At 74.7% G+C, this 22533-nt stretch carries 14 protein-coding genes; 3 read left to right on the top strand and 11 right to left on the bottom strand.

Features of this window, described 5'->3' with window-relative positions; translation table 11 throughout:
• Positions 1-20: 20 nt before the first annotated feature.
• The 3 genes from pcrA to AB0C76_RS10005 all read right to left on the bottom strand — a co-directional run bounded on the left by pcrA (position 21) and on the right by AB0C76_RS10005 (position 4864).
• Positions 21-2639: a DNA helicase PcrA gene (gene pcrA / locus AB0C76_RS10015; RefSeq protein ID WP_359962377.1), complete on the bottom strand. Its 2619-nt coding sequence runs from the start codon at positions 2637-2639 to the stop codon at positions 21-23.
• 85 nt (positions 2640-2724) lie between these two features.
• Positions 2725-3402: a response regulator transcription factor gene (locus tag AB0C76_RS10010; RefSeq protein WP_329927624.1), complete on the bottom strand. Its 678-nt coding sequence runs from the start codon at positions 3400-3402 to the stop codon at positions 2725-2727.
• The gene (locus tag AB0C76_RS10005) at positions 3395-4864 is read right to left on the bottom strand and encodes a PspC domain-containing protein (protein WP_359962375.1); all 1470 of its coding nucleotides are present in this window, start codon (positions 4862-4864) and stop codon (positions 3395-3397) included. Before AB0C76_RS10005 ends, AB0C76_RS10010 begins: the two co-directional genes overlap by 8 nt.
• Before the next feature lie 133 nt (positions 4865-4997).
• Between AB0C76_RS10005 and AB0C76_RS10000 the strand changes: the two genes are divergently transcribed.
• Both AB0C76_RS10000 and AB0C76_RS09995 read left to right on the top strand, forming a co-directional pair.
• Positions 4998-6476 (top strand): PspC domain-containing protein, encoded by a 1479-nt coding sequence (locus AB0C76_RS10000; protein ID WP_359962372.1) that lies wholly within the window; start codon positions 4998-5000, stop codon positions 6474-6476.
• A complete protein-coding gene (locus AB0C76_RS09995) occupies positions 6473-6682 on the top strand; it encodes a hypothetical protein (RefSeq protein ID WP_359962370.1) in 210 nt (69 codons plus the stop codon). Before AB0C76_RS10000 ends, AB0C76_RS09995 begins: the two co-directional genes overlap by 4 nt.
• 28 nt (positions 6683-6710) lie before the next feature.
• On the opposite strand, the gene AB0C76_RS09990 is transcribed toward AB0C76_RS09995, so the two are convergent.
• The 8 genes from AB0C76_RS09990 to AB0C76_RS09955 form a co-directional block, all read right to left on the bottom strand.
• A complete protein-coding gene (locus AB0C76_RS09990; RefSeq protein ID WP_359962367.1) occupies positions 6711-7736 on the bottom strand; it encodes a Rieske 2Fe-2S domain-containing protein in 1026 nt (341 codons plus the stop codon).
• 205 nt (positions 7737-7941) lie between these two features.
• Positions 7942-9537, bottom strand: coding sequence for a glutamine-hydrolyzing GMP synthase (gene guaA, locus AB0C76_RS09985; protein WP_359962365.1), 1596 nt, complete (start codon positions 9535-9537; stop codon positions 7942-7944).
• Between the two features lie 1044 nt (positions 9538-10581).
• On the bottom strand, positions 10582-12207 hold the full coding sequence (locus AB0C76_RS09980; protein ID WP_359962362.1) for a hypothetical protein: 1626 nt from the start codon (positions 12205-12207) through the stop codon (positions 10582-10584).
• A gap of 241 nt (positions 12208-12448) precedes the next feature.
• The gene (locus AB0C76_RS09975; RefSeq protein WP_359962359.1) at positions 12449-14239 is read right to left on the bottom strand and encodes a GMC family oxidoreductase; all 1791 of its coding nucleotides are present in this window, start codon (positions 14237-14239) and stop codon (positions 12449-12451) included.
• A gap of 70 nt (positions 14240-14309) precedes the next feature.
• A complete protein-coding gene (locus AB0C76_RS09970) occupies positions 14310-15953 on the bottom strand; it encodes a succinic semialdehyde dehydrogenase (protein ID WP_359962357.1) in 1644 nt (547 codons plus the stop codon).
• Between the two features lie 102 nt (positions 15954-16055).
• Positions 16056-17843, bottom strand: a complete 1788-nt coding sequence (locus AB0C76_RS09965; RefSeq protein WP_359962355.1) for a protein kinase — start codon at positions 17841-17843, stop codon at positions 16056-16058.
• 159 nt (positions 17844-18002) lie between these two features.
• Entirely contained in the window at positions 18003-19094 is a 1092-nt protein-coding gene (locus tag AB0C76_RS09960; RefSeq protein WP_359962352.1) for a protein kinase, read from the bottom strand.
• A gap of 613 nt (positions 19095-19707) precedes the next feature.
• Positions 19708-21696, bottom strand: coding sequence for a serine/threonine-protein kinase (locus tag AB0C76_RS09955; RefSeq protein ID WP_359962349.1), 1989 nt, complete (start codon positions 21694-21696; stop codon positions 19708-19710).
• Positions 21697-21950: 254 nt separating this feature from the next.
• On the opposite strand from AB0C76_RS09955, the gene AB0C76_RS09950 reads away from it, so the two are divergent.
• Entirely contained in the window at positions 21951-22526 is a 576-nt protein-coding gene (locus AB0C76_RS09950; protein WP_359962347.1) for a hypothetical protein, read from the top strand.
• Positions 22527-22533: the final 7 nt, after the last annotated feature.

The raw sequence follows: 22533 nt of genomic DNA, 5'->3' as shown, positions 1-22533 counted from the left end.
CCGCCGGCGCGGTCCTGGTCCTAGAGCTTCTCCACCGGCGCGTAGCGCAGGAGCAGCTGCTTGCGCCCCTCCGTGCCGAAGTCCACCGTGGCCTGGGCCCGGTCGCCGACACCCGTGACGGCGACCACCGTGCCGAGCCCGAAGGTGTCGTGGGTGACCCGGTCCCCGACCGCGAGCGAGACGGCCTCGCGCTCCACGACCTTGCCCGAGCGTCGCGCCGACTGCCCCCAGCCCGCCTTCGGCGAGGCCGAGGCCGACGAACCCGAGCGCGAACCGCCGCCCCCCGAGGAGGACTTGCCCCACGAGGAGCCCGAGGAGAAGCCGCGAGCGGCCGGCGCCTGCGCCGCCCCCGTCCGCTTCCACTCCACCAGGTTCTCCGGGATCTCCTCCAGGAACCGCGAGGCCGGGTTGTACGCCGGCTGCCCCCATGCGCTGCGCAGCACCGAGCGGGTCAGGTAGAGCCGCTCGCGCGCCCGGGTCAGCCCGACGTACGCGAGGCGGCGCTCCTCCTCCAGTTCCTTGACCTGGTTGAGGGCCCGCATGTGCGGGAAGATCCCGTCCTCCATGCCGGTCAGGAAGACCACCGGGAACTCCAGGCCCTTGGCGGTGTGCAGGGTCATCATCGTGATGACGCCCTGGCCCTCCTCGTCCTCGTCCGGGATCTGGTCGGAGTCGGCGACCAGCGCGACCCGCTCCAGGAAGTCGGCCAGCGAGCCGACCGGCGGCGCGCCCTCCTCGCCGGCGTCCGGTCGCTCGCCCGGGTCCTGCTCGTACTCCAGGGCGACCGAGGCGAGCTCCTGCAGGTTCTCCACCCGGGTCTCGTCCTGCGGGTCGGTGGAGGACTGGAGCTCGGCCAGGTAACCGGTCTCCTCCAGGACGGCCTCCAGCACCGCCGCCGGGCCCGCGCCCGACTCGACGACCTGGCGCAGCCCGGCCATCAGCGTGTTGAACTTCTTGACCGCGTTGGCCGAGCGCGCGGCCATCCCGTACGCCTCGTCGACCCGCAGCAGCGCCTGGGGGAAGGAGATCCGCTCCCGCGAGGCGAGCGCGTCGATCATCGCCTCGGCCCGTTCGCCGATGCCGCGCTTGGGCACGTTGAGGATCCGGCGCAGCGGCACGGTGTCCTCGGGGTTGGAGAGCACCCGCAGGTAGGCGAGGACGTCCCGGACCTCCTTGCGCTCGTAGAAGCGCACCCCGCCGACGACCTTGTACGGCAGGCCGACCCGGATGAACACCTCCTCGAACACGCGGGACTGGGCGTTGGTGCGGTAGAAGATCGCGACGTCGCCGGGCTTGGCCTCGCCCTTGTCGGTGAGCCGGTCGATCTCGTCGGCGATGAACTGGGCCTCGCCGTGCTCGTCGTCGGCGACGTAGCCGACGACCTTCTCGCCGTGGTCGCCGGCCGTCCAGAGCTTCTTCTCGCGCCGGTTGGCATTGCGCTCGATGACGGCGTTGGCGGCGCTCAGGATCGTCTGCGTGGAGCGGTAGTTCTGCTCCAGCAGGATCGTCGTCGCGTTCGGGTAGTCCTCCTCGAACTGGAGGATGTTGCGGATGGTCGCGCCGCGGAAGGCGTAGATCGACTGGTCCGCGTCACCGACGACGCACAGCTCGGCGGGCGGCACCTCGGCGAGGTGCGCGGCGGCCGGGTTCACGAACTCCCCGTCCACGGTGCGCTTGGGCGCGGCGGCGACGGAGCCCCCGCTCAGCTCCCGGACCAGCATGTACTGGGCGTGGTTGGTGTCCTGGTACTCGTCGACCAGGATGTGCCGGAAGCGCCGGCGGTAGTGCTCGGCGACGTCGGGGAAGGCCTGGAGCAGGTTCACCGTCGTCATGATGATGTCGTCGAAGTCGAGCGCGTTGGCCTCGCGCAGCCGCCGCTGGTAGAGCGCGTACGCCTCGGCGAGCTTCTTCTCCATCGGGTTGGCGGCCTGGTCGGCGAAGGTCTCCTCGTCGATCAGCTCGTTCTTGAGGTTGCTGACCTTCGCCGTGAAGGACTTGGGCGGGAACTGCTTGGGGTCCAGGTCGAGGTCGCGGCAGACCAGCGACATCAGCCGCTGGGAGTCGGCCGAGTCGTAGATCGAGAAGCTGGACGTGAAGCCCAGCACCTTGGACTCGCGGCGCAGGATCCGCACGCACGCGCTGTGGAAGGTGGAGACCCACATGGCCCGGGCGCGCGGGCCGACCAGCTGCTCGACGCGCTCGCGCATCTCCCCGGCGGCCTTGTTGGTGAAGGTGATCGCCAGGATCTCGCCCGGCTGCACGCCGCGGGCGCCGAGCAGGTGGGCGATGCGGTGGGTGAGAACCCGGGTCTTGCCGGAGCCGGCGCCGGCCACGATGAGCAACGGCGAGCCGGCGTGCAGGACGGCCTCGCGCTGGGGGTCGTTCATGCCCTCCAGCAGCTGGGCCGGGTCGACCACCGTCCGGGCGGCGCCGTTGCGGTACCAGGCGTCGCGCTCGGCCTCGGCGGTGTGGTCCGTGTGGAAGAGCCCCTCCGGGATCGCCTCCTCGTACGCGTCGTACGGGACGTCGTCCTCGAACGGCGGGGGCTCCTCGTCGAGGGGGGCGGCGGCGGGCTGCTTCGACCCGGCGGCGGGGGCCTCGAAACCGGGGAGCGGGAGGTCGTCAAAGAGGCTACTCATGGCACTCCGAGTCTATGGCCACGCACCGACAAGCCCGTCCGCCCCGGGAAATCCCCCGGGACGGACGGGCTCGTGCGGACGGCGCTCAGACCAGGCGGCGCGCGGTGGCCCAGCGGGTGAGCTCGTGCCGGTTGCTCAGCTGGAGCTTGCGCAGGACGGCGGAGACGTGGCTCTCGACCGTCTTCACCGAGATGAACAGCTGCTTGGCGATCTCCTTGTACGCGTACCCGCGCGCGATCAGCCGCAGCACCTCGCGCTCGCGCTGGGTGAGGCGGTCGAGGTCCTCGTCGACCGGCGGGGTGTCGGTGGCCGCGAAGGCGTCCAGGACGAAGCCCGCGAGCCGGGGCGAGAACACCGCGTCGCCGTCGGCGATCCGGAAGATCGCGTTGACCAGGTCGTTCCCGGTGATCGTCTTGGTGACGTAGCCGCGCGCGCCGCCGCGGATGACGCCGATGACGTCCTCGGCCGCGTCCGACACCGACAGCGCGAGGAACTTCACCGACTGCTCGCCGGTCATCACCCCCGCCGAGCGCCGCAGCACCTCGACGCCGCCGCCACCGGGCAGGTGGACGTCGAGCAGCACGACGTCCGGCCGGGTCTCGGCGACGACGCGGACCGCCGACTCGACGTCGTCCGCCTCCCCGACCACGTCGATGCCGGTCTCCGCGGTGCGCCCGATCTCGGCCCTGACCCCGGTCCGGAACATCCGGTGGTCGTCCACCAGCACGACCCGAGCGGTGCGCTCCGGCGCTGCCTCAGTCATTCGTTCTCTCCATCTCCAGCTCGACCTCGGTGCCGCCGTCCGGCGCGGGCCGCACCCGTGCGGTGCCGCCGTTGCGCTTCATCCGACCGATGATCGACTCCCGTACACCCATCCGGTCCTCGGGCACCGTGTCGGGGTCGAAGCCGGGGCCGTGGTCGCGCACGAACACCGACACCGTCCTCCCCTCGACCTCCGCGTAGACCTGGACCGGTCCCCCGCCACCGTACTTGGCCGCGTTGACGGTCGCCTCCCTCGCGGCCTGCATCTGCGCCGCGATCTTCTCGTCCATCGGGCAGTCACCGACGATCACGAGCTCGACCGGGACGCCGTGCCGGTCCTCGACCTCGGCGAGGACCGAGCGCAGGGTCTCCGCCATGGTCTCCGGCGCGGCCTCGGCGGCGGCCTCCGGGCGGTACAGCCACAGCCGCAGCTCGCGCTCCTGAGAGCGGGCCAGCCGCAGCACCTCCTTGGGGTCCTCGGCCCGACGCTGGATCAGGGTCAGGGTGTGCAGCACCGAGTCGTGGATGTGCGCCGCGATCTCGGCGCGCTCCTGGGCGCGGATGCGGGCGGTCCGCTCGGCCCCGAGGTCCTGCCAGAGCCGCAGCCCGTACGGGCCGAGCAGCACGAGCACGCCGGCGAGCACCGCGATCGAGGCCTCGACGACCGAGCCGAGCGTCGAGCCGCTGCCCTGCATGGCGAGCAGGGCGATCGTGCCGGCCACCGCGAGCAGGACGCCCGCGCCGACCCGGGTGTAGGCGCCGCGCCGCTTCTCCCCCTCCTCCAGGCCGAACCAGCGCTGCCAGCGCGAGTCGTCGGCCTGCCGCCACACCAGCGCGACGCCGACGCCGATCGCCAGCAGCGGCCAGGTGTACGGCTTGGCGGTCTGCCAGCCGAGGACGTTGAGCAGCGCGATCACGCCGATGACGGTCATGACCAGCGCGGCGAGCTGGCCGAGGCCGCCCTTGGCCGGCCGGGCGGGGGCCTCGCCCTCGGCGGCGGCAGCGGCGGCGGTCTGCACGACCGGCTCGCCCTGCAGGGCGTGCTGGAGCAGTTCGCGCAGCCGACCGACCCAGCCGGTGCCGGCCCCCGGTTTGGTCAGCGGCGTGCTCGGACCCTGCCACTGCGCGGCCGGCACGAACGTGCCGTTGACGTACACCCACTGCGCGCCGCGCTGCGAGGGCTCGCCGATGCCGATCGGCACCACGAACCAGAACGCCGCGTACAGCAGTCCGCCGATCCCCTGCGCGAAGAACAGCAGCACGAACGCCAGCCGCACCCACCGCACCGGCAGCCCGAGGTGCACCGCGAGGCCGTGCGCGACGCCGCCGAGCATCCGCCCGTGCGGGCTGCGGTAGAGCCGGCGGTACGGCGGACGGCCGCCGTCGGGGGCGTTCGGGTCGCCGCCCGACGGCGGCGGGGCGTCGGGGGCGAGGGGACGGGGATCGGTACCGGGTGCTGCCACGCCACCGATGGTTCCACGCGGGCGCCCGCGGGCGCATCAGGGTGGGTCCCTACCGCTTATCAGGGACAAGTCAGGGTGCGGACAGGGCTGGTACCGGTTGGGCCCGGCGGCCCGGCCCGGGAGGATGGTGCCCATGACCGAGGACCACCGCATCCAGGACGCCGGGCCCGCCGCCCCGCCGGAACCCGACCGCCCGCCGCTGACCCGGGCCGAGCACCACCGCGTGGTGGCCGGCGTCTGCGGCGGCCTCGGGCGGCACCTGGACATCGACCCGGTGGTCTTCCGCGTCGTCACCGTCGTGCTCTGCCTCTCCGGCGGGCTCGGCCTGTTCCTGTACGGCCTGGCCTGGCTGATCGTCCCGACCGAGGGCTCGCCGGACGGCAGGGTCGGCAGCCGCGGCGGGCGCACCGAGCTCCAGCGGGTGCTCACCGGCCGGGTGGACGGCCAGTCGGTCGGAGCGGTGCTCCTGACCGTCATCGGCACCGGGGTGTTCTTCTCCTCGATGGGCGACGGCGACCAGATGCTCCCGCTCCTGCTGCTCGCCGCGCTGGTCTTCCTGGCGGTGCGCTACGACCCGGAGCGCCGCCGGGCCCGCGGACGCCGCCGCGGCGGCCCGTACGACCGCTACTTCCCCGAGGCCGAGGCATCCGGCTCCCCGTACGTCTGGCCCCGGCAGGACGTGCCGCAGGGCGAGTCGGCCCGCGCCCGGCACGCCGCCGAGCGCGCCGCCGGCACCGTCCCCGCCGACACCCCCGCCCCCGGCCCCACCGGCTACCTGTGGGACCCGCGCCACCCGGAGCGGAACCCGTACGGCGCCACGGGCACACCGCCCAGGAGCGGCGCGCCGAAGGCCGGCACCACGCCCCCGTACGGCACCCCGGTGCCCCCGCCCGGCACGCCGTCCCAGCCGTGGTGGCAGCGCACCGACCTGCCGGAGGGGGACCCGCTGCGCAAGGCGGGCCCCGCGGCGCCGCCGAAGCCGACCGTGGTCCGTCACCCGAAGGAACGCTCGGCGCTCGGCTTCTTCGGATTCCTGCTGGCGATCGGCGCGGGCGCCGCGGTCTGGTCCGCCACCGTCGGCCACAACAGCATCACCGTGGTGAGCTCGACGGTCCTGGCCACCGCCCTGCTGGTGGTCGGTCTGACCCTGCTGGTCGGCGCGAAGTTCGGCCGGGCCCGCAAGCTGGCCGTGATCGGCCTGCTGCTCACCCTGGGCCTGGTCTTCGTCGGCCGCTCGCCGAACTCGCTGCAGAACGCCTTCGGCGACCGCACCTGGACGGTCGCCTCGGCGTCCCAGCTCAAGGAGAAGTACGGCCTCGGGGCCGGCCAGGCCCGGCTCGACCTGAGCGCGCTCGACCCGGCCGGAGCCGACCTCTCCAGCCGGGTGGAGATGGGCGCGGGCGACCTGACGGTCGTAGTGCCCTCCGACGTCACCGTCAACGTGGTCACCCAGATGGCGCTCGGCAGCATCAGCGTCCCCGGCAGCGACGGGAACGACAGCACCGGCCGCCACACCTACGAGATCCACCCCGGAACCGACCGGCCGTCCAAGGGCACGCTCGACCTCATGCTGGAGGTCGGACTCGGCAACATCAAGGTGGTCCAGAAGTGAGGAAGCACCGGATCGACCTGTTCTCGCTGGTCGCGGGCGCGCTGTTCACCGTGATCGCGGTGGTCTACCTGGTCGCGGCGGTCAACGACCAGTCGGTGAACGGACGGATCGTCATCCCCGTCACCTTCATCGTGCTCGGTGCCGGCGGCCTGGCCGGCGCGGTCGCGGCGGTGGCCCGCCGCGGCCGGTCCGACGACGCGGACTAGACACGCCCCGGCCCGCCCGGCCGGCGGCTCAGCTCTGCTGCGGGCCGAGGTTCAGCTTGTCGCCGCTCTTCGTGACGGTGTACCTGGCGAGCGGCTTGGTGGCCGGACCGTTGACCACCGCGCCGGTGGCCGCGTCGAACCGCGAGCCGTGGCACGGGCAGTACAGCTGGCCGTTCTTCGGGGCGTCCACCGCGCAGCCCGAGTGCGTGCAGACCGACGAGAGGCCGCAGTACTGGCCCGCCTTGGGCTGGACGATGAAGACGGCGTCGCCCGTCGCCGGGTCCTTGACCTGGGCCGAGCCGCCGACCGGCACGCTCGCGGCGGCCACCGAGGGAGCCGGCCCGGCGGGTGCGGAAGGGGTCGCGACCGGGGCGGCGGACTGCTTGGGCGCCGCCGCCTTGTCCCGCCCGAAGGTCCGGGTGAGCGAGCCGGTCAGCAGTCCGGCGCCGCCGATCGCGACCGCGGCGATCCCGCCGTCCATCAGGGCCCGGCGCCGCACGTGCTCCTCGTCCAGCCCGCGCTCGCGGTCCCGCCCGGCGCGCCGGGCGAGGTAGCCGTCCACCGAGAGCTCCGGGGTGCCGGCCAGCAGGAGCGGTGTCCAGGCCAGCAGGTAGACCAGATCGTTGCCGAGGTAGTACGGCGAGACGTTCCAGCTGACGGTCAGCCAGAGGCTCAGGCTGATCGCCGCGCCACCGAGCGCCGCCACCCGGCCCCACAGGCCGAGCAGCGTGCCGAGGCCCACGGCCAGCTCGCCGAAGGCGACGAGGAGCGCGAACAGGGTCGGCGCGTCCAGCGCGGGGCCGAGCAGGAGGGAGACGGGACTGGCGGCCCTGACGGCCCGGGTCTGCGAGACGAACGACGCCGGATCGCCGGCTCCGGCCAGGTAGTGCGCGTCGGACAGCTTGTCGAGGGCCGCGTAGACGAAGGTGACGCCGAGGAAGAGCCGCAGCGGCAGCATCGCGAACCGGGTCGCGAACGCCCGCCGCTGGGCCGCCCGGTCCGCCCGGCCGGCCGCGCCCCCGTCGACCGTCACGGAGTTGCCAGCCTCCGACATGCCTCACACCTTCCCTCGCGGCCTGCCGCTCCTGACAGGTCCGGTCCGCATTCTGCCCGCTCCTGAACGCTTTCGGTGGGAGGTCCGCCCCACGCGGACCCCCCGGAACCGCCAACGGCCGCGCCGTCGCTCCCTCGTCAAGGGAACGACGGCGCGGCCGTTCAGGCTCCGGTCCGGCGTCGCACGCCCGGGCCGGCGGGAGTGCCTACTCCCACTCGATGGTGCCCGGCGGCTTGCTGGTGACGTCCACGACGACGCGGTTGACGTCGCGGACCTCGTTGGTGATGCGGGTCGAGATGCGGGCCAGCACGTCGTACGGCAGGCGCGACCAGTCCGCGGTCATGGCGTCCTCGGAGGACACCGGACGCAGCACGATCGGGTGACCGTAGGTGCGGCCGTCGCCCTGCACGCCCACGCTGCGCACGTCGGCGAGCAGCACGACCGGGCACTGCCAGATCTCGCGGTCCAGACCGGCCGCGGTCAGCTCCTCGCGGGCGATGGCGTCGGCCTCGCGCAGCAGGTCCAGGCGCTCCCTGGTGACCTCGCCGACGATGCGGATGCCGAGGCCCGGGCCCGGGAACGGCTGGCGCTGGACGATCTCCTCCGGCAGGCCCAGCTCCTGGCCGACCATCCGGACCTCGTCCTTGAACAGCTTGCGCAGCGGCTCGACCAGCTGGAACTGGAGGTCCTCGGGCAGGCCGCCAACGTTGTGGTGGGACTTGATGTTGGCGGTGCCGGTGCCGCCGCCGGACTCCACGACGTCCGGGTACAGGGTGCCCTGGACCAGGAAGTCGACCGACTCGCCGTGCTCGCCGGCCTCGGCGATGATCTCCGCCTGGGCCTGCTCGAAGACCCGGATGAACTCGCGGCCGATGATCTTGCGCTTCTCCTCGGGGTCGGTGACCCCCTTCAGCGCGTCCAGGAAACGCTCGGCCGCGTCGACGACCTTCAGCTGCACGCCGGTGGCCGCGACGAAGTCCTTCTCGACCTGCTCGGTCTCGCCCTTGCGCATCAGGCCGTGGTCGACGTAGACGCAGGTCAGCTGGTCGCCGATGGCCTTGTTGACCAGGGCCGCGGCGACCGCGGAGTCCACGCCGCCGGACAGGCCGCAGATCGCGCGCTTGGTGCCGACCTGCGCGCGGATCAGCGCGACCTGCTCCTCGACGACGTTGCCCGTCGTCCAGGTCGGGGCGAGGCCGGCACCGCGGTAGAGGAAGTGCTCGAGGATCTGCTGGCCGTGGTCGGAGTGCAGCACCTCGGGGTGGTACTGGACGCCGTAGAGCCGGGCCTCGTCGTTCTCGAAGGCCGCGACCGGCACCACGTCGGTGGAGGCGGTGACGGTGAATCCCTCGGGCGCCGCGGAGCAGGCGTCGCCGTGCGACATCCACACCGAGTGCTTCGCCGGGACGCCCTCGAACAGGGTGGAGCCGGAGCGGCTGACGGTCAGCGGGGTGCGACCGTACTCGCGGGCGCCGCTGTTGTCGACGGTGCCACCGAGCGTCTTGGCCATCAGCTGGAAGCCGTAGCACATGCCGAACACCGGGACGCCGGCCTCGAAGATCGCGCGGTCGAGCTGCGGCGCGCCCTCCTCGTAGACCGAGGACGGGCCACCGGACAGGATGATCGCCTTCGGGTTCTTGGCGAGCATCTCGGCGACCGGCATGGAGCTCGGCACGATCTCGCTGTAGACCCGGGCCTCACGCACCCGGCGGGCGATGAGCTGGGCGTACTGGGCACCGAAGTCGACGACCAGCACGGTGTCGGTCTCAGGTACGGACTGGACGGGAATTGCAGCGGACACAGACGGCCTTCCGGCAGCGGTATCGAGGGTGTCGCTCGGCACGCGTCCCGGGCAGGGGCCGCGACGGCGACGGGTGGGGGTGTCTGAGCCCGATTCTACCGGGCAGCCCGGTTTCACTCGTCTGCACGTCCAAGCGACCGTGACCGGGCGGGCCCGCGCTTCGTTGCTTCACACGACGTGCGACCGCGCCGCGCCCGCCAGACGCGCCGCCTCCGCCCCGGGCGCGGGGCGCCGCCGCCCGTCACGCAGGACCACGCGTGGAGCTCCACTCCAGTCCACCCGCGCACGTGGCGCCGCCGTCGTTCCGGCCAGACCGGGCGCGGCGCGCCGTGGGACCGTGCGCGGGTGCCGCGGCCGGCCAGCAGGGGACAGCGACCCCGGCCGCGACTGGACCGCGAGGTGGGGCGGTCGGCTCCGGGGACGCCCGGGGCCGGCTGCCGCACCCCGGCACGACCCCCGGGCGCGCGCCCGGGGGCGCACATCACTCACCATTGCGCGCCGCTACGCGCGTCCCCGTGCGCCGCAATCGAACGAACCACTACGCACCGTGATCATCTCCGGGGCGAAGCGGAGCTCGTCGTCACAAAATGGACCGGGCCGAAGTGTGCCGAACCGGTTGCAGACCGAGCCCTCCGTCCAGCACGATGCTCCGTGGAAGCGGTTCTCCCGGCGGCCGACGGCCCACCGTGGAGTCCGGGACCGCTGCCGCCGCGACCTGGGGCGGCAACGGTCGTCACCTCACGCTCCGTGAGCGGGTGTCCGGCGCAGGCATGCGCGCCGACCCGACGCCCCGCGAGCGTGCGCGCCCCCGCGCCGCCGGCCACCCACGCCGGAGCCGCACCGGGCGCGGCCCCGAAGCCAACCGAATGACGGCGCTCCTCCCCCGGTGCCGTCACCTCCAGCACCGGCGCAGCCCTGACGCCGCGTGCTGAGCGACAAAGGGCCCCGTTCCCCCGCGGGGCCCTTTGCCCTTTCCGGCTCCGACCTGTCCGGCTCCGACCTGTCCGGCCCCGCCGTGGCCGGCCCCGATCTGCCGGATCCGCGCTACGGGTGGTCGCGCCAGACGCTCGGGTCGACCCGGTCCTCGCCGTCCCGGGGCCCCGCGAGCCGGTCGTCCGCCCCGCCCGCCGGCCCCGACGGCCCCTCGTACGAACCGACCACGTCGCTCACCCCGGTCTCCGGGCGGTACGGCTCGGGCTCCCCGGCGGCGTGCGCGTAGCCGGGCCCGGCGTGGTCGTACCCGTCCGGCGGACCCTGTGGCGGCACGGCCCCCGCGTACGGGACGGCGGCGGCACCCCGCCCGCCCGTCACGGCGGCCAGCAGCGGCGGCAGCGCCAGCGCGCCGATCGCCGCCCAGATCACGTTGGCCGCGAGCAGCGAACCGAAGACCAGGCTCACCGAGTAGCCGACGGTGGCCGGGTCGGAGCGCGTCGCGGCGCTGCCGAAGCCCGTCGTCGCGGCGCCGGAGAGCACCATGAGCAGGGTCAGCCCGACCGCGTACACCACCGCCAGCCGGATCCGGTCGGCCGCGTCGAGTCGGCGGCGGTGGGCCGTCCAGGCCAGCAGGGCCACCGCGGCGACGGCCAGCAGGCCGGCGAACCGCCAGGCGCCGCTCTCGTCGTGCAGGTCGAAGAAGGAGAACTCCTGGAAGCCCGGGTAACCGCCCTCCGTGCCGCTCCAGTCCGAGCCCCGGGCCGCGGGCCCGCCCTCGGCCCGGAACGTCGCCCCCGAGCCGATGCCGATCAGCATCAGCCCGAGGTTGGGCAGGAAGGCCAGCGACACCGCGGTCTGCCAGCCCTCGCTGTTGGCCGCGACCAGGACGAACGCCACCAGGGCGGCCGTCCCGACCAGCAGCGCGAGCGTCTGTCCGGCCGCCAGCGCCGCCACCGCCCAGCCGCGGATCGTCCGGTTGCGCCAGGCCGCCCAGCGCAGCGCGTCGGTGCCGTACACGGCGAACGCGACCAGCCCCGCGAGCAGGGCGCTCCAGCCGACCGCCTGCGGCCAGCCGGCGTCCGCGGTGTAGGTGATCGCCGACGACCGGCCGAACCCGGTGGGGGTGCCGGGCACGTAGGGGCTCCAGTCCGCCCCGGCCAGCAGACCGACCAGCAGCGTCACTCCCGCCGCGACCAGCGCGGTGCGCAACGCCTCGCCGGCCGCCTGGCCGCGGGTCATCTGCTGGGCCGTGCGGGCCTGCCGGCGGCGGGAGAGCGTCCGCAGGCCGAGCCAGAGGGCGAGCAGCCAGAGCACGGTGACGGTCAGCGGAAGCACCCGCGCCGTGAGCCCGAAGTCGGTGTTGGTGCTCCGCCAGTGGATCGCGTAGGAGAGCTTGAACGGGGCGCCGAGCGCGCCGAGCGCCATGGCGAGGGCGGCGCCGAAGCGGTCGCCGAACCCGGGGATCTGGACCAGGGTGGCGGATTCGCCGTAGTCGCTCGGGATCGCCGCGATCAGCGCGGCCACCAGGAGGACGGCGGTCGGCGCGAGCAGCGCGAGCAGCGCCGGGCGCCAGTCCGTGCCGGTGAGCCAGCGCAGCGCGGGCGACTGCCCGGTGGCCGGGTCGTACGGCCGCCCGGCGCCCCAGGCGCCCAGCGCGGGCGCGCCGGCACCGGGCGGGTACGGCGCGGGGCGGGAGGGCGGCGCGGGCGCGTACCCGGGCGGTGGGGGCGGCGGCACCGCGGGCGGGCCGGCCGGCGGAGGGGGCGGTGGCGGTGGCGGCGGCGCCGACGGCCGTCCGCACGCGGCGCAGGCCCGCGCCCCCTCCACCGAAGCCGCGCCGCACGATGCGCAGATGGCCATGAACCGCGTTCCCCCCGCTCGACGAGTCCCTGGACCCCAGGACGCCCGTTTATCCCATCGGATCCGAACGGATGTCAACCGGCTTCCGAACTCGGCGTGTTGGCCGAACCGCCGGGCGTCAGCCGCGCTTCTTCGGCACCTCCGGGACGGGCAGCAGCGGCAGCCGCAGCGCCCCGAACGCGTCCGGCGGCACGGCCGGGCGCACCGGCGCCACGGCCGCGGTGCGGCGGTACTCCGCACCCTGCTCCGGCCGCGGGTCGGCCTCGCCCTTGTTGGGCCACATCGACATGGCGCGCTCGGCCTGCGCGGTGATCGTCAGCGACGGGTTGACGCCGAGGTTGGCGGAGACGGCCGCGCCGTCCACGACGCTGATCCCCGGGTGCCCGTAGAGCCGGTGGTACGGGTCGACCACGCCGGTCTCGGCGCTGTCGCCGATCGGACAGCCGCCGAGGAAGTGGGCGGTCATCGGAATGTCGAAGATCTCGCCCACGGTGCTGCCGGCGAAGCCGTTGATCTCCTCGGCGAGCGCCTGGGCGCCCTTCTCGGCGGCCGGGATCCAGGTCGGGTTGGGCGCGCCGTGGCCCTGGGTGGAGGTCAGCCGGGCCTTGCCGAGCAGGTCCTTCTTCAGCGAGACGGTGATCGAGTTGTCCAGCGACTGCATCACCAGGCCGATGATCGTCTTCTCCGACCAGCGGCGCTGGTTCATCGAGCGCGCGAAGGTCACCGGGTGGCTCACCGAGTTGCCCAGGTAGCGCAGCCAGCGCGGGGCCCGCCCACCACCCGCGACCTGGGCGATCGACAGCGCGCCCATCGCGTTCGAGCCCTTGCCGTAGCGCACCGGCTCGATGTGGGTGTTCGCGTCCGGGTGGATCGAGGAGGTGATCGCGACGCCCTTGGTGAAGTCCGCGCGGCTGCCGTAGCGCCGGTCGGTGGTCTGCGCGCCCACCAGCGCCTCGGAGTTGGTCCGGGTCAGCTCGCCGAGCCGGGCCGAGAGCCGGGGCAGGTGGCCGTCCGCGCGCATCCGGTGCAGCAGCGACTGGGTGCCGTAGGTGCCGGCCGCGACCACGACCCGGGCGGCGGTGATGGTCCGCGCGCCCGCCTTCACCCGGTCCGTCTTCGAGCGCGAGTCGGTGCGGCGCACGTCCACCGCGTAGCCCCCGCCCTGTTCCCGGATCCGGGCCACCGTGGTCAGCGGGTGGATCTCCGCGCCGCCCCTCTCGGCCAGGTACAGGTAGTTCTCGGTGAGCATGTTCTTGGCGCCGTGCCGGCAGCCGGTCATGCACTCGCCGCACTCCACGCAGGCCTTGCGGGCCGGGCCGGCGCCGCCGAAGTACGGGTCGGCGACCTCCTCCCCGGGTGCGGCCTTGGCCGTCCCGTCGGTGTCCTTGCCGTCCCCGAAGAAGACCCCGACCGGCGCCATGTGGAAGGTGTCCCCGACGCCCATCTTCTCGGCCGCCGCCTTGAGGTGGACGTCGGACGGCGTGAGGGTCGGGTTGAGCCGGACCCCGAGCATCCGCTGCGCCTGGTCGTAGAACGGCGCCAACTCCTCCTGCCAGTCGGTGATGTGGCGCCACTGGCGGTCCTCGAAGAACGCCTTCGGCGGCACGTACAGGGTGTTGGCGTAGTTCAGCGAGCCGCCGCCGACCCCGGCGCCGGCCAGGATCAGCACGTTAGCCAGCAGGTGGATCCGCTGGATGCCGTACAGGCCGAGCTGCGGCGCCCACAGGTAGTTCGGCAGGTCCCAGGAGTTCCTGGGCAGTTCGTCGCGGTCGAAGCGCCGCCCGGCCTCCAGGACGGCCACCCGGTAGCCCTTCTCGGTCAGCCGCAGCGCGGCGACCGAACCGCCGAAGCCGGAGCCGACCACGACCACGTCGTAGTCGAACTCGCCCTGTTCCGGGGACCCCGCCATCTGCCACTGCTCCCTTAGCCGTCCGAACCTGCCCGCACCGCCCACCGGCCGGGCCTCACCGCTGCCGTGCCTACTTGAGGCGCAGGGCCTTCAGCACCCGCAGCCCGCCGGTGAACACCGCCGCGAACTGCCGGTCGTCGAGCCCGAGCGAGGGCGCGAGCGGGAGCAGCCGCTGGGTCGCGATGGTCTGGGCCTCGGTGAACCGCAGGATGCCCTCCGCGCCGTGCCGCCGGCCGAGCCCGGAGTCGCCCATCCCGCCCATCGGCGAGCCGACCGACCCGTAGGCGGCGGCGTACGCCTCGTTGACGTTGACCGTGCCGGTGCGCAGCCGGGCCGCGACCGCCCGGCCGCGGCGCGGGTCCCGGGTCCAGACGCTGGAGTTGAGGCCGTACGGGGTGGCGTTGGCGGCGGCCACGGCCTCGTCCTCGGTGTCGAAGCGGTAGACGGAGACGACCGGGCCGAAGGTCTCCTCGCCGCAGACCGCCATGTCCGGCGTGACGCCGTCGAGGATGGTCGGCTCGTAGAAGAACGGGCCGAGGTCGGGCCGGGCGCGGCCGCCGGTCAGCACGGTGGCGCCGGCCTTGACGGCCTCCTCGACGTGCCGGGTGGTGGTGTCCAGCTGGCGGGCCGAGACCAGCGAGCCCATGTCGGCGCCGTACGCGAGGCCGCCCCCCAGGCGCAGGGCGCGGGTGCGCTCGGCGAACTTCTCCAGGAAGGCGTCGGCGACCGAGCGGTGGACCATGAGGCGCTCGATGGAGATGCAGAGCTGACCGGCGGAGGAGAAGCAGGCCCGCACGGCGCCGGCCGCGGCCCGGTCGAGGTCCGCGTCGGCGAGCACCAGCATGGCGTTCTTGCCGCCGAGTTCGAGCGAGGCGCCGACCAGCCGGGCGGCGGCGCGCTGGGCGACGTCGCGGCCGGTGCGGGTGGAGCCGGTGAAGGAGACGTAGTCCGCGTGCTCGACCACGGCCGGGCCGATCACCGGTCCGTCGCCGATCACGACCTGCCACAGGTCGGCCGGCAGCCCGGCCTCGACGAGCAGCTCGCGGGCCCACAGCGCGGTGAGCGCGGTCTGCGTGTCGGGCTTGTTGACGACGGCGTTGCCGGCCACGAAGGCGGGCAGGGCGTCGCCGACGGACAGCTCCAGCGGGTAGTTCCACGGCGAGACGTGGCCGATCACGCCCTTGGGCCGACGGGCCTCGATCGCCTGGGTGAGCACCGGCAGCGCGCCGCCGTGCCGCTTGTCGCGCAGGTACCCGTGCGCGGCGCGCCCGTAGTGCCGGGCGGCCATGGCGACGGCGAGCACCTCCTCGAAGGCGTGCAGCCGGGCCTTGCCGGTCTCGGCCTGGATCAGGTCCAGGACCTCGTCCTGGCGCTTGAGCAGCAGGTCGTGGAAGCGCAGCAGGACGGCGGCGCGGCGGCGCACGGGCAGCGCGGCCCAGGCCGGCTGGGCGCGGTGGGCCAGCTGGAAGGCGACCTCGACGTCGGCCGGGGTGGACTGCGGCAGACTCGCCAGCCGCTCACCGGTCAGCGGGGCGACGGTCTCCACCACGCTGGGCTCGCCGGTCGCGGTGACACCGCCGGCCAGCCGGGCGACCAGGGACGGCGGGACGGCCCCGGCGACGGTCCGGCCGCCGCCCGGGGCGGCCGGGTTGCCGCCCGCGGGAGCGGCGTCGGGGCGTCCGGTGGCCACTGCATCTGCTGTGAGGTCCGACATACGGCGCAGCCTAGGCGCTCGGCGCCCGGCGCGGTACCCGTCGGTAACAACAATCTGCCCCACTCGGGTGAAAGCGGGCGCCCCGCCCGGACGGCGCCGCGGTCAGCGCGTGGGCGTGAAGCTGTTGAGCACCGTCGTGAAGCGCTGGAGGGCCTCGTTCCAGTCGTTGCCCTTCTCCGGGCTGGACGAGTAGATCGCGTAGGCGGTGCCGTCCTCGTCGAGGAACTCGGTCTCGACCGCGCGGCGGCGGCCCCCCTCCTTGGCCGCGTAGCTGAACTCCCAGACGGCAGCCTCGTGGCCGTTCACCGCGGTGCTCGCCATCCGGTGCTGCTTGTAGTCCTTCTGCGCCTTGGAGACGCTGGCCTCCATCTCCCGCATGTGCTCCAGCGGCTTGACCGGCTGCCCGACGGTGACGGCGAACTGCAGGTAGTGCACCTTGCCGTCGGGGCTGTAGAAGATCTGGTTGTTGTCGCTCCCGAGGATGCGCTGCCAGGCCGGGGACGTGGACGGCAGGAGGAAGCGGAACCCGGCCGGGTCCTCCACCCACTGGTAGCCGGCGGGCACCGGCCCGCCGCTCGCCGATCCGGTCGGCACCGGCACGGCCGAGGTGGTCACGGCGGGCGTCGACGGGTCGTCGGCGGGGCCGGCGTCGGAGCCGACGACGTGCCGGGTGGCGAAGAAGGTGCCCGCGGCGGCGACCAGGCCGACGGCCACCGCGATGCCGACGACCTTCGCGAGGCTGCGGCGCCTGGCCGGTCCGCGCGCGGGCGCGGTGGTGTGCGGCACCGGCGCGACGGGCCCGGTGGGCGCCCCCGCACCCATCGGCGCGCCCGCCTGAACGCCCACGGCGGGGGCGTGCGCCGCGGTGACGGCGGTCTCCGACGAGCGGGCCCCGGCCGCCTCCCCGGCGCCGTCCGGCTCGCTGCCGGTGTCCGTACCGGCGTCACCCGCATCGGCCGCGGCCCCGCCGGTCGCATGGCTCCGGTCCACGACGGGCACCGACATCGTCGGCGTCCGGACCGGCGCGACCGCTTTGAGGCCGACCGTGTGCCCGGCCTGCACCTCGGCGAGCATCCGGGCCGCCTCGTCCGCGGTCGGCCGCTCGGCCGGGTCCTTGGCCATCAGCGCGGCCAGCACCGGCCCGAGCGGCCCGGCCCGGCGCGGCTCCGGCAGCGGCTCGCCCACGACCGCGGCCAGCGTCGTGATCGGCGAGGTACGGCGGAACGGCGACTGCCCCTCGACGGCCGCGTACAGCGTCGCGCCGAGGCCCCACAGGTCGGAGGCCGGCCCGGGCCGCTCGCCCTGGGCGCGCTCGGGCGCGAGGTAGTCCGGCGAGCCGACGAGGTCGCCCGGCCGGGTCAGCTCGGCGGAGCCCTCGAACTTCGCGATCCCGAAGTCCAGCAGGACGACCCGGCCGGTGCCGCGCTCCAGCAGCACGTTGGCCGGCTTGACGTCCCGGTGCAGCACGCCCAGCTGGTGCCCGCGGTGCAGCGCGGCCAGCACCTGGCTGCCGACCTCGGCGGCGGCGCGCGGCTGGAGGGTGCCGTCCTGACTGATCACGTCGGCCAGCGAGCGGCCGTCGACCAGCTCCATGACGATCCACGGCCGGCCGTCCTGCTCCAGCACGTCGTGCACGGTGATGACGCCGGGATGCTTGATCCGGGCCGCCGCGCTCGCCTCGCGCTTCATCCGGGCGTGCAGGATCTCCAGCTCGTCCTCGGGGAGGTGGTTGACGGTCAGTTCCTTGACCGCGACCTCGCGGTCCAGCATCCGGTCCCAGGCCCGCCAGACCGTGCCCATGCCGCCCCTGCCGAGCCGCTCGCCCAGCTCGTACCGCCCGGCCAGCAGCCGCTCCGTCTCGGCCGTCTCCGGCCGGTCCTGCACGCCCATCGGCGACCGCTCCCCCTCGCTTCGGCTGCCGTCACTGCGACGGAGGGCCTGGTGCAGACCACTGTTCGAACAAATCCCACGCACACATTAGGCCCACCTCGCCGACCCGGGTAATCTCCCCGGCCGGCTGCGTCCGTGAACCCCGGCCGGGCCGGGCCGTCAGCCCGCGAACATCACCACGGCCACCACCCCCAGCACCAGCAGCAGGAAGACGCCTCCGACCAGTAGCGGCCCCAGCAGGGCCGGGGGTATCCGGGGCGGCTTCCCCCCGCCCGTCCCCGCGCCACGGCCCGCGGAGGGCACGGCGGCGCCCCGGCCGCGCCCGCGCGCGGACCTCACCAGCGGACCGGCCGGCCGCGGCACGACCTCCCGGGCCGCCCGCTCGCCGTCGGCCGGCTCCGGCGCGCCCGCCAGCAGCACCGCCAGCTCCCGGCGGACCTCGTCGGCGGTCGGCCGCAGCGCCGGGTCGGGCTGGAGCAGCCGCTCGACGAGCGGCGCCAGCGGCCCGCAGGACGCGGACGGCTCGCGCCGCCCGTCCCGGACCGCCGTCACCAGCTCCGGCACCCCGCCCTCGGGATAGGGCGAACGCCCGGTCAGCAGCCGCTGCAGCAGCACGCCGAGCGCCCAGCAGTCCCCGGCCGGGCCGCCGTCCAGCGGCCAGCGCTCCGCCACCGGACCCACCAGGGTGGCCCGCACCTCGTAGCGGCGGCGCCCGCCGGGCCCGCCGAGGTCCTCGGCCAGTGCCTCCTCGGCCACCCCGGACAGCAGTCCGCCGAGCATCGCCGCACCGTCCTCGCAGACCAGCACCGACTCGGCGGTCAGGTTGCCGTGGCTGAGCCCGGCCTCGTGCAGCGAGCGCAGCGCGCCCGCCAGGTCCGCCGCCAGCTCGGCCGCCCGGTACGGCGGCAGCGGCCCGGCGGCGGCGAGTTCGGCCAGCGGGACGCCGGCCGGCCGCTCCTCGACCGTCCACAGCAGCTCGCCGTCGACGAAGGCCCCGACCCCGCGCAGCAACCGCGGGTGCCAGGCCGGCGCCGTCGAGCCGACCGCCCCGACCCGCCGGACCAGCCGGTCGGCCTGCGGCGGATCGCCGTCCTGCGGATCGTGGCCGCCGGTCAGCAGCGCGGGCAGCTCCAGGGCGCGCAGCAGCACCGACTCGCCGGTGCCCTCGTCCACCGCGGCCGCCCGCAGCGCCTCCGGACGGTCCGTCAGCCGGTAACGCCCCGCCAGCACCTGCCCAGGGCCCGCTCGCATGCCAGTTCCTCTCGCTCACCGAGCAGCCTACTGAGCGGCTCCCTCGGGCTCGGCCCCATCCGGGCCGATCTGATCGACACGGCGTTCCGGGTCGCCGGCAACGGCACCCGGGCGACGCGGGCCGAGGCCGTGCGCACGGTCGAGGCGGCCGTGATCGACGGTGCGCGGCCCGCCTCCTCCGCCGGTCGCGGCCCCGGCCGCTTCCGCAAGGGCACGCTCGTCCTGACCACCCACCGGCTGCTCTTCCTGAAGGACGGGAAACCGCCGGTGCCGGTTCCGCTTGCCGCCGTCACCCGACGCGACCGTGACCCGGGCCAGGCTCGACGGCGACGTCCCGACGGTCGTCGCCCCGATTGGTTCGCACCGCTTCGAGGACGCGGCCGGGGCCGGGGAGTTCGCCGAGCCGATCAGGACCGCCGCACGGGCCGCGCAGGCCGCCGCCGCCCTGACCGAGGCGCCGTCCGCCGCCGCCCCCGAGGAGCTCGGCGCGGGCGAGCAACTGCCGGGCCGGCTGGAGCGGTCGGCCGCCCGGCACTCTCCGGGGCGCTCACCGACGAGGAGTTCGCAAGGCCGGGGAGCGCCTGCCCGGCCGACCGGCCCGACGGCCGCCGGGTTACGGCGCGGGCTGGAAGCTGGCGAACGCCTGGTCCCTGGCCTGGGAGTTGGCCGGGGCGGCCCAGTCCGCGTCCGGCGTGGTCCAGTAGATCGCGTAGCCGTACTTGGCCGGGCTGCCGGTCACGAAGCCGCGGTTGAGCGAGTGCATCCTCGGCGTGCCGTTGGTCCACTCCCAGTCGGCCGCGTTGCTCCACTGCCGGTAGCTGACGGCCGCGAGGTTGACCCGCTGGTAGTTGGTCACCTGCCCGCGAAGGCCGGGCTCGGCCTCCTGCCAGTCCGCCAGCGCGCTCGGGTCGGGGCTGGTGGTCCACTCGATCCGCAGCGTGCTGCCGTTGCCCTGGAAGGTCCGGCGGGTGGCCTCCGAGCCGCTCTGCTGGAGCCAGTCCGGCAGCACGACCGAGAAGCCGGTCGGGTCCTTGTACAGGTGGTACCCGGCCGGCACCGCGCCGGCCGGGGCCGGCTGGGCCGCGCTCGGCGTGGCGGCCGGGGTCGGGGTGGGCGTCGCCGCCGGGGCGGGCGCCTGGCCGCCCGCCGGGGTCGTCGCCGCGGTGGCCGGGGCCTGCGGCGGGGGCGCCTCGGTGCCGGCCGGCGCGGGCTCGGCCGCCGCCGTGGTCGGTGCGGCGGCGGTGGGCGCCGCGGCCCCGCTCGGCGTCGCCTCCGTGGTGACCGCCACCGGCGAGGTCGCGCCCGCGCCGTGCGCCGTGCTGGCGTCCGAACCGCCGACGGCCTTCACGACCGCGACGATCCCGGCGATCAGCAGCAGCACCAGGACGATCGTCACCACGGCCAGCCGCCGCCGGCCCTTGCGCGGATCGGCGCCCGCCGCCTGCGTCGCACCCAGCGTCCACTCGCTGGTCACCGGCCGGATCGGCTCGGTCTCCGGCGCCGCGGGCCGGGCCGGCTCCGCCGCGGGGAGCACCGCCGGGACGGCCGTGGGCTCCTGGTCCTTCGCCTTGCTGCCGACCCGGACGGTCCCGAGCAACCCGCCGATCGTCCGCTTCACGGTGCCGTCGGGGGACGGCGGCTGATCCTCGGACTTCTCGCCGGTCTTCTCGGCGGCCGTCTCGGCGGCCTTCGCCGCCGGGGCCGCAGCCGCCGGTCCGGCGGCCGACGCGACCGGCATCGCGTGCTCGGTCGTCGACTCGGCCTTGGCGGTGGCCTCGGCGACCACCCGCTTGAGCATCGACCGGGTCTGCGAGGCGTCCAGCCGGTCGGCCGGGTCCTTCTCCAGCAGCCCCTCGATCACCGGCAGCAGCGCCCCGGCGTTCTTCGGCGTGACGAGCTCCTCGGTCATCACCGCCGTCAGGGTGGCCAGCGCCGACCCGCGGTCGTACGGGGGCCGGCCCTCCACCATCGCGTACAGCGTGCCGCCCAGCGACCACAGGTCGGCCGGCGGCCCGGGCTTCTGCCCCCGCGCGCGCTCCGGGGATATGTACGAGGGCGCACCGACCAGCATGCCGGTCGAGGTGACCGAGGCGTCACCCTCCACGCTGGCGATGCCGAAGTCGGTGAGCACCACCCGGCCGTCCTCACCGATCAGCACGTTCGACGGCTTCACGTCCCGGTGCAGGATGCCCAGCGCGTGCGCGGCGCTCAGCACGCCCAGCACGTCGAGCGCGATCTCGGCGGCCCGGGCGGGCGCCAGCGGCCCGTCCTCCTTGATGACGTCGGCCAGCGAGCGGGACTCGACCAGCTCCATGACGATCCACGGCCGGTCGTCCTCCTCGACCACGTCGAAGACGGTGACCGCCGAGCTGTGCCGGATCCGCGCGGTGGCCTTGGCCTCGCGCAGCGTCCGGACGATCAGCCGGTGCTTCTCCTCCTCCTCGACGCTGGCGTTCATGCGCAGTTCCTTGACCGCGACAATCCGGCCCAGCATCTCGTCCTCGGCGCGCCAGACGGTGCCCATACCGCCGCGCCCGAGCACCGCGTCCAGCCGGTAGCGTCCGGCCAGGAGTCGGCCGGTGGAACCCTGCGCCTGGGTCATTCGGAACGTTCCCCCATGTGCTGCTGGCGGTCGAGGTGACGGCGCGTCGGCCCGGCGTCTGGGCCCGAACGCCAAGCCTCCATCATCCCCTGTCCACGGGGCCCGCGACCACCCGGCCCCCGGCACGGGGTACGACGGGCCGCAACAACCCCGGCTCTCCGTGCCCGATCTGTGATCGAAAACTCGCCAAGATTCGTCCCGAACACTGTTACGGTGCGGCAGCTCATCGTCTTTTCCGGGGGGATCCGACACCCATGACCGCACCCGCCTGGGGCACTGACGAACAGTCGGGCCGACCGCGAACGGCCCAGCACTACACGGTGGCGCCCGCCGTCGGCGCCCCGGAGGGCTACGTCGCGCCCGGCATGCCCGGTGTCCCGGTGGCCGGATACGAACCCGTCGTCCCCGCCACGCGCCGCCGGCACCCCCGCCGGCGGGTCGGGCTCGCCGCCACCGTCGCGGTCGCGGCGATGTTCCTCTGCGCCCTCGCCTACGGCTGCGCGCCGCTGCGGGCCGAGGACAGCGTCGGCTGGCTGGCCATCGCCCCCGCCGCCGCCGTCTCCTGGCCGCTCGGCCGGCTCGGTGGCCGCAGCCGGGTGCTGCCCCTGCTGGGCGCGCTGCTCGCGGCCGGAGCGCTCTTCCTCGGCCAGTTGCTCCTCCAGGGCCGCGTGCTCCACTCGCGCGGCCTGTCCGGCACCCCGCCGCGCACCCTCGTCCACGACGTCCTGGCCGCGTGGCGCGCCGACCTGCGCCCGCTGGACCTCGCCTTCTACGGCATAGCGCTGGTCGGCGGCTTCATCCTCACCCGCCGCACCGCCGTCCGCGGCTGACGGGAAC

The organism is Kitasatospora sp. NPDC048722 (assembly GCF_040650235.1).
GTDB lineage: Bacteria > Actinomycetota > Actinomycetes > Streptomycetales > Streptomycetaceae > Kitasatospora.
This window is presented reverse-complemented; position numbering and strand designations above follow the sequence as displayed.

Bases quoted from the DNA above. Each gene is read 5' to 3' on its own strand.
- AB0C76_RS09970 (WP_359962357.1), bottom strand. From the start codon at position 15,953: ATGTCGGACCTCACAGCAGATGCAGTGGCCACCGGACGCCCCGACGCC.
- pcrA (WP_359962377.1), bottom strand. From the start codon at position 2,639: ATGAGTAGCCTCTTTGACGACCTCCCGCTCCCCGGTTTCGAGGCCCCC.
- AB0C76_RS09990 (WP_359962367.1), bottom strand. From the start codon at position 7,736: ATGTCGGAGGCTGGCAACTCCGTGACGGTCGACGGGGGCGCGGCCGGC.
- AB0C76_RS09965 (WP_359962355.1), bottom strand. From the start codon at position 17,843: ATGGGCGTGCAGGACCGGCCGGAGACGGCCGAGACGGAGCGGCTGCTG.
- AB0C76_RS09975 (WP_359962359.1), bottom strand. From the start codon at position 14,239: ATGGCGGGGTCCCCGGAACAGGGCGAGTTCGACTACGACGTGGTCGTG.
- AB0C76_RS09960 (WP_359962352.1), bottom strand. From the start codon at position 19,094: ATGCGAGCGGGCCCTGGGCAGGTGCTGGCGGGGCGTTACCGGCTGACG.
- AB0C76_RS10010 (WP_329927624.1), bottom strand. From the start codon at position 3,402: ATGACTGAGGCAGCGCCGGAGCGCACCGCTCGGGTCGTGCTGGTGGAC.
- AB0C76_RS10000 (WP_359962372.1), top strand. From the start codon at position 4,998: ATGACCGAGGACCACCGCATCCAGGACGCCGGGCCCGCCGCCCCGCCG.
- AB0C76_RS09955 (WP_359962349.1), bottom strand. From the start codon at position 21,696: ATGACCCAGGCGCAGGGTTCCACCGGCCGACTCCTGGCCGGACGCTAC.
- AB0C76_RS09950 (WP_359962347.1), top strand. From the start codon at position 21,951: ATGACCGCACCCGCCTGGGGCACTGACGAACAGTCGGGCCGACCGCGA.